This is a genomic window from Streptomyces sp. NPDC059787, from assembly GCF_042732315.1.
Lineage (GTDB): Bacteria > Actinomycetota > Actinomycetes > Streptomycetales > Streptomycetaceae > Streptomyces > Streptomyces atrovirens.
The window spans coordinates 228,906-235,779 of record NZ_JBHWHX010000009.1 but is presented as its reverse complement, the minus strand read 5'-3'; the positions used below and the strand labels follow the sequence as shown (position 1 = coordinate 235,779).

Below are 6,874 nucleotides of genomic sequence, written 5' to 3'. Positions count from 1 at the left end.
CTCTCCGGCGTTTGAGGAGCGGGGTCTGGGGTGGAGCCCCAGGTTCGGGACGGGTAAGGGCGGCGGGGCGAAAACCCCTCACCGGCTCAGGCAGCCGCCGACGCGGACCGCCCGTCGCGATGGATCGGCGTTCGCGAGCCCGTCAGGGGAACCCCCGTGCCACCCCGCCGCACGGCGACGACCTCCGCCGCGATGGACAGAGCCGTCTCCTCCGGAGTACGCGCACCGAGATCGAGCCCGATCGGAGAGCGGAGACGGGCCAGCTCCCGCTCCCCCACCCCCGCCTCCCGCAGCCGCCGCTCCCGGTCGGTGTGGGTACGCCGGGAACCCATCGCGCCGACGAACGCCACCGGCAGCCCCAGGGCCACCTTCAGCAGCGGTACGTCGAACTTCGCGTCGTGGGTGAGAACGCACAGCACCGTGCGCGCGTCGGTCTCCGTGCCCCGCAGATAGCGGTGCGGCCAGTCGACCACGATCTCGTCGGCCTCCGGGAAGCGGGCCCCGGTCGCGAACACGGGCCGCGCGTCGCACACCGTGACGTGGTAGCCGAGGAACTTGCCCACCCGCACCAGCGCCGCCGCGAAGTCGATCGCCCCGAAGACGATCATGCGGGGCGGCGGCACCGAGGACTCCACGAACAGGGTCAGCCCGCCGGGGCAGTACGACCCGTCCTCCTGGACGCGGACCGTACCGGTGCGGCCGGCCTCCAGCAGGGCCCCGGCCTCCCCGGCCGCCGTCCGGTCCAGCTCGGGAACCCCGCCGAGGCCACCCTCGTACGACCCGTCCGGGTGGACGAACAGGGCCCTGCCGAGGAGTTCCGCCGGGCCCTCGACGACCCGGGCGAGCGCCCCCGGCCCGCCCCGCAGGACGGCCGACAGCGCCGCCCGCAGCACCTGCCGGGCAGGGGCGTGCGCGCCGACCGGGGTCACCATGATGTCGATGACCCCGCCGCAGGTCAGGCCGACGGCGAAGGCGTCCTCGTCGCTGTAGCCGAACCGTTCGACACGGGTCTCGCCGTCCGCGAGCGCCCGGGCGCACAGTTCGTACACCGCGCCCTCCACGCACCCGCCGGACACCGAGCCGACCGCCGTGCCCTCGCGGTCGACGGCGAGGGCCGCGCCGGGGCCGCGCGGCGCGCTGCCGCCCACGGACACCACCGTGGCCACGGCGAACTCCCGGCCCTCGGTCAGCCAGCGGTGCAGCTCGCCGGCGATGTCAAACACCCGTGCCTCCCGCCCCCAGTATCCGGTCCGGACGGATGGGCAGGTTCCGGTGCCGTACGCCGGTCGCGTGCCAGACCGCGTTGGCGACGGCCGCCGCCGCGCCCACGATGCCGACCTCGCCGACGCCCTTGATGCCGACGGGGTCGTCGGGGTCCGGGTCGTCGATCCAGTCCGCCTCGACCTCCGGCACGTCGGCGTGGGTGGCGACGTGATAGCCGGCCAGGTCGGCGCCGTAGAGACCGCCGGAGGCGCGGTCGCGGACCGCCTCCTCGTGCAGGGCCATCGAGATGCCCCAGGTCATGCCGCCCACGAGCTGACCACGCGCGGTGAGCGGGTTGACGATCCGGCCCGCGGCGAAGATGCCGAGCATCCGCCGCACCCGCACCTCGCCGGTGGTGACGTCCACGGCCACCTCGGCGAACTGTGCCCCGAAGGAGTGCCGTTCCTTCTGGGCGAGGGCGGCGAGGGCGGCGGTGGTGTCGGACCGTACGGTGATGCCCTCCGGCGGCACGACGCCTCCCGGAACGAGCTTCTCCCGCAGTTCCCCGGCGGCGGCCGTGATCGCCCAGGCCCAGGAGCGGGTGCCCATGGAGCCGCCCGCGATCCCCGCCGGGCCGAAGTCGCTGTCGCCGATGCGCACCCGGACCCGGCCGGGCGCCACCCGGAGCTCGTCGGCGGCCACGAGGGTGAGCGCCGTACGCGCCCCGGTGCCGATGTCGGCCGCGGCGATCCGCACGGTGTAGGTGCCGTCCGCCTCCGCGGTCACCGCGGCCGTCGACGGGAGGGCGCCCGAGGGGAAGGAGGCCGCGGCCGTGCCCGTGCCGAGCAGCCAGCGCCCTTCGCGGCGCGTCCCCGGGCGCGGGTCACGGTCGGCCCAGCCGAAACGGCGGGCGCCCTCGCGGAAGCAGGCGGCGAGGTTGCGGCCGGCGAACGGCAGCCCGGAGACCGGGCCGCGCTCGGGGTCGTTGCGCAGCCGCAGCTCGACCGGGTCGACCCCGCACCGCTCGGCCAGTTCGTCGAGCGCCGACTCCAGGGCGAACGATCCGGGCGCCTCGCCCGGCCCGCGCATCCACGTCGGGGACGGCACGTCCAGCCGTACGACCTCGTTCGAGGTGCGGTGGGCGTCGGCGTCGTACATCACGCGCGCCACACCGGCGCTCGGCTCGACGAACTCCCAGACCGTGGACGTCTGGTTCAGTGAGCGGTGCTCCAGGGCGCGCAGCCGGCCGTCGGGGCCGGCGCCGAGCCGGACCCGCTGGACGGTGGGGCTGCGGTAGCCGGTGAGCGAGAACATCTGACGTCGCGTCAGGACGACGCGGACCGGCCGCCGCAAGGCGGTCGCGGCCATCACGGCGGACACCTGGTGGGCCCGCAGGCCCTTGCTGCCGAAGCCGCCGCCGATGTGCTCGGAGCGGACCCGCACCGCGGACGGGTCCAGGGAGAACATCCGGGTGAGTTCGTCGGCGACCCAGGTGGTGCCCTGGTTGGAGTCGACGACCTCGAGCCGGCCGCCGTCCCACAGGGCGGTCGCCGCGTGCGGCTCCATCATGGCGTGGTGCTCTTCCGGGGTGGTGTACTCCTCGTCCACCACGTGGGCGGAGGCGGCGAGTTCGGCCTCGATGTCGCCCTTCTCCGTCGTGCCGGGCATGTGTCCGTCCGCCGGGTAGGCGTCCGGGCGGACGGCGGAGAGCTCGATGTCGTGCGGCTCCCGCTCGTAGGTGACGACGAGCGCCTCGGCGGCCTCCCGGGCCTGCTCGGGCGTCTCGGCGACGACGAGCGCGACGGGCCAGCCGGCGTGCGGGACCCGGTCGTTCTGGAAGACCGCGGCCGTCGGGTCCGGCGGAATGCCCAGCATTCCGATGTAGTCGGTGTCGAGGCGTGGCGCGTTCCCGTGGTGCAGGACGGTCAGCACGCCCGGCATGCCGAGCACGGGTTCGGTGTCGACGGACAAGATCCGGCCGCGGGCGACGGTGGACAGCACCAGCCAGCCGTGGGCGAGGTCGGCGAAGGGGATCTCGCCGGCGTACCGGGCGGCACCGGTGACCTTGTCGCGGCCCTCGACCCGGGTGTGCGCGGTGCCGACGGCACCCGCCGCCGTCGTGGCGCCGGTCGTGGCGGTGGTCATCGGGCGGCCTCCTCGGCGAGTTCGGAGAGCACGGCCACCACGAGGTTGCACATGAGGGTCACCTTGTATCCGTTGTCGGGCAGCGGCCTGGCGGCCGCGAGTTCGGCGTCCGCCGCCGCCGCGAAGTACTCCGCGGTGGCCGGGGCGCCGTTCAGCACGCGTTCGGCGGCGCGGGCCCGCCAGGGCCGGGACGCCACGGCCCCGAGGGCGAGGCGGGCCTCGCGCACGACTCCCCCGCTGACGTCGAGGGCGGCGGCGACCGAGCCGATCGCGAAGGCGTACGAGGCGCGTTCGCGGACCTTGCGGTAGCGCGAGCGGGCGGCGACCGGCGCGGGCGGCAGGGTGACGTGGGTGATGAGCGCGCCGGGCGGCAGGGCGGTCTCCCGGTGCGGGGTGTCGCCCACCGGGAGGTAGAAGTCGGCCAGCGGCAACTCCCCCGGCCCGTCGGCGGTCTCGTAGGAGACGACCGCGTCGAAGGCGGTCAGCGCCACACCCATGTCGGAGGGGTGGATCGCCACGCAGTGGTCGGAGGCGCCCAGAACGGCGTGGTTGTGGTGCTCGCCCTCGACGGCGGGGCAACCGCTGCCGGGCGCACGCTTGTTGCAGGGCTTGGTCACATCGGTGAAGTAGCCGCAGCGGGTGCGCTGGAGCAGATTGCCGCCGACGGTGGCCATGTTGCGCAACTGCCCGGAGGCACCGGCGAGTACGGCCTGGGTGAGGGCGGGGTAGTCGCGGCGGATGCCGGGGTGCGCGGCGAGGTCGCTGTTGGTGACGGTGGCGCCGATGCGCAGTCCGCCGCCGTCGGCGGGCTCGATCCGGTCCAGCGGGAGGGCGCGGACGTCGACGAGCCGGGCCGGGCGCTCGACGCCGTTCTTCATCAGGTCGACGAGGTTGGTGCCGCCGCCGAGGTAGCGGGCGCCGGGGTCGGCGTCGAGCAGCGCCACCGCGCCGGAGACGTCGTCGGCGCGCCGGTAGTCGAACTCCCTCATGCCGCGGCCTCCTCGGTCTCGTTCCGGTGTTCCGCGGCGGCGCGGGCGACCGCCTCGACGATCTGTACGTACGCGCTGCAGCGGCACAGGTTGCCGCTCATGCGTTCCCTGATCTCCTCGGGAGTCAGGGGAGGCGGCCCCGCCTCGGGGCGTACGTCCCCGGTGACGGCGCTGGGCCAGCCCGCCGCGTGCTCCTCGATGACGGCGACGGCCGAACAGATCTGGCCGGGGGTGCAGTAGCCGCACTGGAAGCCGTCCAGGTCGAGGAAGGCCTGCTGCACCGGGTGCAGCCGGTCCCCGTCGGCCAGGCCCTCCACGGTGGTGATCTCGCGTCCGTCGGACGCGACGGCCAGTTGCAGGCAGGACACGGTGCGACGGCCGTCGACCAGGACCGTGCAGGCGCCGCACTGTCCCTGGTCGCAGCCCTTCTTGGTGCCGGTCAGGTCGAGGCGCTCGCGTAAGGCGTCGAGCAGGGTGGTGCGGTGGTCGACGGACAGCGTGTGCTTCTCGCCGTTGATGTTCAGAGTGACGCTGCTGGACGTCGAGGGGGCCATGAGCAGCCTTCTTTCACGGATCTGGAAGGCGGAACGAGTCGATGACGTGGGGCTGTACGGAATGTGGGGCGTCCGGGAACATGCGGAGGAGGAGGAAGGGCCGGGAACACACCGGTCGTCGAGGGCATGCCACCGGGCGTCCCGCGCCGTCCGTGTCCGCCGATACGATGGACCCGAAGCGGACAGCTGTCCGTTACCCCCAAGAACGTAGTGGACAGCTGTCCGGTTAGCAAGGACGGGTTTCGGTCACGGCCCGGGAGGAGGACCGGTGGGGCACAAGAAGGAAGCGTCCCCGTGCGCGCAGACACCGCGGAGCGCGGCGGCACCCCTGCGCTCGGACGCGCAGCGCAACCGCGAGCGCATCCTGGAGGTGGCCCTCGTCGAACTCACGCGCTCGGCGGACACCCCGCTGAGCGTGATCGCCAAGAAGGCGGGCGTCGGGCAGGGCACGTTCTACCGGAACTTCCCCAGCCGCGAGGCACTCGTCCTGGAGATCTACCGGTACGAGATGCGGCAGGTGGCGGACAGCGCGGCGCAGTTGCTGAGCACGCGGGAGCCCGACTGCGCGCTGCGCGAGTGGATGGACGGGCTGGCCCGCTTCGCCATGGCCAAGGCCGGGCTGGCCGACGCCATCCGGCAGGCCACCAGCGGACCGGGGAGCCCGGCGAAGCCGGGGCACAGCCCGGTGACCGAGGCGGCGGAACTCCTGCTGCGCAGCTGCGAGGAGGCCGGATCCATCCGCCCGGGGGTGACCGCGGACGACCTCGTCCTCGCCATCGGCGGCCTCTGGCAGCTCGACCCCGCCGAGGACTGGCAGCCACGCGCCACGCGGCTGCTGGACCTGGTCATGGACGGACTGCGGGCGGGGGCTCCGGGACGGTGATCCGCCGGCACGACGCGCCGGCCTGAACGCCGGTCCGCCGGTGGACGGCCCCCTGTCGGCGCCTCCCCGGCGGCCCCGTACGGACACCACCCGGCGGGCCCTGCACGGACGTCCGCGGCATGGACGCCGTCCCGCTCTCAGGCGACGGCCGTAGGGGCCAGCTCGCGCAGTTCCCGCAGGGCGGCGGACACGGCCGGGCGGGCGTGGCCGCCGCCGCGGGTGCAGGTCAGCAGTCTGCGGTGCGGGTTGCCGGTGCAGCGCACACGGGTGATCGGCAGGTCCGGGGCGAGACGGGCGAGGCGCGGGATCAGGGCGACGCCGAGGCCGTGGGCGACGAGATGGGCGATGACGTTCCAGTCGCAGGCGTGGTGGACGACGTCCGGGGCGAAACCGGCCGCGCCGCACGCGGCCAGCACATGCGGCCGGCAGGGACTGTCCGGCACCGGCACGATCCACGGCTCGCGCGCCGCCTCGGCGAGGTCGGTCCGCTCGTGTCCGGCCAGCGGATGCCCCGCCGGGACCACCAGGTCGAACGGGTCGTCCAGCAGTGGCTGCTGGTCGAACCGCGTGTCGCTCAGCGGCGGGTTGTACGGGGTGGACTCGACGACGGCCAGATCGGTGGACCCCTCGAAGAGCAGGTCGAAGCTCCGCGTCACCTCCTCCTCCGCGATCCGTACCGACAACCGCGGATGACGCTTCCCCAGCCGGGCGGCCATCGGCGCCAGCAGCACGGAGATCGCCACCGGGAACCCCGTGACGCGCAACACCCCGGCCGGGGCGCCGTGGTCGGCGCGCAGGTCCAGCTCGGCCTGGTCCCAGCGCGCCTGGATCGCGTCGGCGTGCGCCAGCAGGCTCTCGGCGGCCGGGGTGAGCCGTACCCCGCGCCCCCGCGGTTCCAGCAGGTCGACGTCCAGGTCACGGGCGAGCTGACGGATCTGCTGGGAGGCGGCGGACGGGGTGAAGTGCAGGGCGCGGGCGGCCGCGGTGACCGTGCCGTAGTGGGCGACCGCCCTGAGGACGTGCAGCCGGCGCAGGTCAATCATGAAGCCCACGCTTGACGATGCCGTGCACAAAGTCAACCTGGACGTGTACGGAGGGTA

Annotated in this window: 6 protein-coding genes; 1 reads left to right on the top strand and 5 read right to left on the bottom strand. The window is 74.2% G+C overall.

Going from position 1 to position 6,874, the window contains the following annotated elements; genetic code table 11:
• Positions 1-86: 86 nt before the first annotated feature.
• From ACFV5H_RS11630 to ACFV5H_RS11615, 4 genes are read right to left on the bottom strand one after another with little or no spacing between them, the layout of a single operon-like run.
• Entirely contained in the window at positions 87-1,223 is a 1,137-nt protein-coding gene (locus tag ACFV5H_RS11630) for an XdhC family protein (RefSeq protein WP_385194274.1), read from the bottom strand.
• Complete coding sequence (locus tag ACFV5H_RS11625; RefSeq protein WP_385194272.1) at positions 1,216-3,348, bottom strand: xanthine dehydrogenase family protein molybdopterin-binding subunit; 2,133 nt, start codon at positions 3,346-3,348, stop codon at positions 1,216-1,218. Before ACFV5H_RS11625 ends, ACFV5H_RS11630 begins: the two co-directional genes overlap by 8 nt.
• Positions 3,345-4,337: an FAD binding domain-containing protein gene (locus ACFV5H_RS11620; RefSeq protein WP_385194269.1), complete on the bottom strand. Its 993-nt coding sequence runs from the start codon at positions 4,335-4,337 to the stop codon at positions 3,345-3,347. Before ACFV5H_RS11620 ends, ACFV5H_RS11625 begins: the two co-directional genes overlap by 4 nt.
• Positions 4,334-4,891 (bottom strand): 2Fe-2S iron-sulfur cluster-binding protein, encoded by a 558-nt coding sequence (locus tag ACFV5H_RS11615; RefSeq protein ID WP_385049336.1) that lies wholly within the window; start codon positions 4,889-4,891, stop codon positions 4,334-4,336. Before ACFV5H_RS11615 ends, ACFV5H_RS11620 begins: the two co-directional genes overlap by 4 nt.
• A 268-nt stretch (positions 4,892-5,159) precedes the next feature.
• Between ACFV5H_RS11615 and ACFV5H_RS11610 the strand changes: the two genes are divergently transcribed.
• The gene (locus ACFV5H_RS11610; RefSeq protein WP_385194267.1) at positions 5,160-5,774 is read left to right on the top strand and encodes a TetR/AcrR family transcriptional regulator; all 615 of its coding nucleotides are present in this window, start codon (positions 5,160-5,162) and stop codon (positions 5,772-5,774) included.
• Positions 5,775-5,911: 137 nt separating this feature from the next.
• Here ACFV5H_RS11610 and ACFV5H_RS11605 read toward each other — a convergent pair whose 3' ends face one another.
• Positions 5,912-6,817, bottom strand: a complete 906-nt coding sequence (locus ACFV5H_RS11605) for a LysR family transcriptional regulator (protein ID WP_385049342.1) — start codon at positions 6,815-6,817, stop codon at positions 5,912-5,914.
• Between the last annotated feature and the right edge of the window lie 57 nt (positions 6,818-6,874).

What these genes read in the sequence shown, in the direction of transcription:
- ACFV5H_RS11615 (WP_385049336.1), bottom strand. Translation starts at nt 4,891, where the DNA reads ATGGCCCCCTCGACGTCCAGCAGCGTCACTCTGAACATCAACGGCGAG.
- ACFV5H_RS11605 (WP_385049342.1), bottom strand. Translation starts at nt 6,817, where the DNA reads ATGATTGACCTGCGCCGGCTGCACGTCCTCAGGGCGGTCGCCCACTAC.
- ACFV5H_RS11620 (WP_385194269.1), bottom strand. Translation starts at nt 4,337, where the DNA reads ATGAGGGAGTTCGACTACCGGCGCGCCGACGACGTCTCCGGCGCGGTG.
- ACFV5H_RS11625 (WP_385194272.1), bottom strand. Translation starts at nt 3,348, where the DNA reads ATGACCACCGCCACGACCGGCGCCACGACGGCGGCGGGTGCCGTCGGC.